Source organism: Actinocrinis sp. (assembly GCF_035605935.1).
In the GTDB taxonomy this organism is placed as follows: domain Bacteria; phylum Actinomycetota; class Actinomycetes; order Streptomycetales; family Catenulisporaceae; genus Actinocrinis.
The window spans coordinates 1-2,932 of record NZ_DATNGK010000029.1 but is presented as its reverse complement, the minus strand read 5'-3'; the positions used below and the strand labels follow the sequence as shown (position 1 = coordinate 2,932).

Sequence of the window (2,932 nt, the reverse complement as noted above, 5' to 3'; positions counted from 1 at the left end):
GCGGCCGAAGTCCCCGCTGGTTGCCCAGGTATGCCAGGCGTCCGCGTAGCGAGCCGCGATCGGCAGCGTGCGGCGCTCGCCGCCGCCGCCGACCAGGATGGGCAGCGCCGACTGGATCGGTGTCGGCTCGCAGTAGGCATCGACCAGTGCGTAGTAGCGGCCCTGATAGGCGGCCGCCCGGTCGCGGGTCAGCGCGTGGATGACCGCGCACGCCTCGGCCAAGCGATCCAGTCGCTCGGGCACCGTGGGCAGTCCGATGCCATAAGCGAGGTGTTCGTTGGCCTGCCAGCCTGCCCCAAGACCAAGGATCAGCCGACCGGCGCTGAGCTGGTCGAGGGCGGCCGCCATGTTCGCCACCACCGCGGGGTGCCGGTACGTGTTACCGAGCACCAGGGTGCCGATCCTGATGTGCCGGGTAACCATCGCCAGCCCGGTCAAGCAGGTCCACGACTCCAGGACGGGACCGCCGGCCGCACGGTTGCCCGTCTCGTGCGGCATGAAGTGATCGGGCACGTAGATCGAGTGCCAACCGGCGGAATCAGCCGCCTCGCCGATCAATCGGATTTCAGACCACGGCCGCTGAAGATCCACACACAAGCTGAACGCCAACCCGGTCGCAGACACCGCCGCAGACTACGGCCACTGATCCGACGACGCGGGCCGCTCGCCGTTGAATGACGACCCGCTCCGCCTGGGAGGGGTCCACCGCCGGGTGGCCGGCCTGAGCGATGGACGTTATCGATTCGTTGCGGTCAGGTGATCGCGTTCCCCGCCCGATCGTCGTCCACTGGTCTTGGGTGGATATTCACCCGGCAGGGGGAGGCTATGAGTGCCCGCCGGGCTCGACGCGCGTCGCGGCGTGCTGGACCGCTGCAGTGGTTGGTTTGCGCTGCCCTCGTCGTAGTCGTTGCTTCATGCAGCAGCGGCGGCGCGCCGCGTGATTCGCCGAGCAGCCCGATTCGGCCGTCAACCGGGTCATCGTCGACAAGCGCGCCTATGGTTACCTCGGTGCCCGCGCCGGCGAGCTGCCATCCCTGGTCCTGCCGGCTGCGGCAGACAGTGACCTTGCGTGATCAGTACGCCGTGCGGTTGTGGCTCGGATCGGACCAGCAGAACTATGAGAGCCGGCCCGTGGTCGAGCTCCTCGATCACGGAGTCACCGTGCAGTGGTGGATCTCGCCACGCGGGGACGGGTGGAATGGGTCGTTGACGTGCATCGCCGGCCGGTCCGAGCCGAACTGCGTACTGCTCGACAGCCTCGGGATGCATGCGGGCGTCGCGGAGATTCTCCTGCTGCAAGGCGGCCGGCTCGTCCACCCGGCCGGAGCGGAGGCCGTCACCGTCGCCGGCGAGCCGCGCGCGGCCGACCTCGATGACGACGGCTTCCTCGACGTGATCGGCACCGCCAACGACTATCGCCCCAACTTCGCGCAGGGGCACAACTATTGGCAGACGTTCCGGTATCGCGCGGGCCGGCTCGTCGTGACCGGCTGCGCCCCCGAGACCCGCGGAAGTGGACCGCCGGTACAGCTGCTGCATGGGGCCTGCCCCACCTAACAGTCCCGCCACAGGGTGACGAAAGGAGGCCCGGAGCCCCATTTTGATACAGCCAAGGACCGAATCGATGAAAAGGTCCGCAGTTCTACGGATTCCAGCCGCCGGGGGAGCGCTGTAGAACGGAGGAATCTCCGTAGCCTGAGCGGATCTATGAACACGGCGACGCTCCTAGCGTCGAGGCCGTGACCAAAACTGTGCACAGCTGGGTGCACTTCGGCGAACGGCTCGACGGGCGGTGGTGGCACTACCGCCAAGACAAGCATCACCGATGGTCGCTCGATCAGAGCCAAATCGAGCAATATCACCTCGGTGCGGTGCTCGACCCTCGAGTGCGTTGGTGGGAGGCGCTCGAACTCCGCCCCCGATCACTTCAGCTGATCGAACGCGGCGACGGATACACGATCGCATCACTGGTCTGCGAGGACCTCGCCCACATCGACGAGGTCATCGATGTGATCCGCCTCGTCGGCCCAACCCTCCTCGTTGCCCTCCTCCTCGACGGTCCACAGCTCTCATCTCGTTGGGCCGCGCGGTATGCGAGCGTCCTGGTGGACGACCCGGGATCGCCGGTACTCACCGTCACTTCCTACGGTATGGTCCGCACGGGCCGGCCTGCCGACCATCCGCCGTCATCTGTTGTCGCGCTCTGGAAGGACAGCGGGCGCGGCACGCATGAGATCGCACTCGACGCTGACGCGCAGGCCATCCTGCTCACTGCCGACGAATCGTCCGCGATTCGACGAGCGGCCGACGGCCGCACCCCGGAACGCACAACCGCTGACCTGAGGCTCGCGCGAATCACCCAGATTCGCGCGGGCGCGGCCCATCCAAAACCCGCACCCGCAACCGCGCAGACAGCCGAGCCACCACCGTTCTCCCCGTCGGAGCTGACCATCCTCCTCTCCTGGTCCGACGCGATCGCCGAAGCTCGACTCGCGTCACCGAGTCAACTCGACAGAGTTCTCGCCGACGCAAGACCGCGAGCCCAGTGGCGCGCCGATCTCGACCTTCCGGAGCCTTCGGCCGCGCTCGCCGACGCGCTCGCGGCGCTGGTCCGGGTGGAGGGAGCAGCAGCCTGAACCGGGAGCTGAACGCCGGACGTGCCGCCCGGCCGGAGGCGTTGCTGCCTGCGTCGACTTCGCCGTGAGCAGGCCGGCGCCCGGGCCGCGAATCGCTTGCGAGTCACGCAGATCCCAAGCTGTGCGCTATTGGCGCACGCCCTCACCGCGAGGTGTGCTGTGATGGTTTGGTGGTTTGGGTGGCCGCCGAGCGGGTCCGCCCCAGCGAGTGGGCGCGAGTGCGCCACTTCGCCACCGCGGCACCTAACACGCCGTCGGCGTTGGCTATCGGAGGGAAAGCCGGGGCGGGCAAGTCA

Annotated in this window: 3 protein-coding genes; 2 read left to right on the top strand and 1 reads right to left on the bottom strand. The window is 68.0% G+C overall.

The genetic code is table 11. The features are described 5' to 3' along the window. Window positions 1–624 (bottom strand): LLM class flavin-dependent oxidoreductase (locus VN779_RS02620; RefSeq protein ID WP_325719733.1); only part of this gene is annotated, 624 nt, incomplete at its 3' end. A 384-nt stretch (window positions 625–1,008) separates the two neighbouring features. Between VN779_RS02620 and VN779_RS02615 the strand changes: the two genes are divergently transcribed. Beyond that, on the top strand, window positions 1,009–1,557 hold the full coding sequence (locus VN779_RS02615; RefSeq protein ID WP_325719731.1) for a hypothetical protein: 549 nt from the start codon (window positions 1,009–1,011) through the stop codon (window positions 1,555–1,557). Window positions 1,558–1,763: 206 nt separating this feature from the next. Then, window positions 1,764–2,636, top strand: coding sequence for a hypothetical protein (locus VN779_RS02610; RefSeq protein WP_325719729.1), 873 nt, complete (start codon window positions 1,764–1,766; stop codon window positions 2,634–2,636). Window positions 2,637–2,932 lie beyond the last annotated feature (296 nt).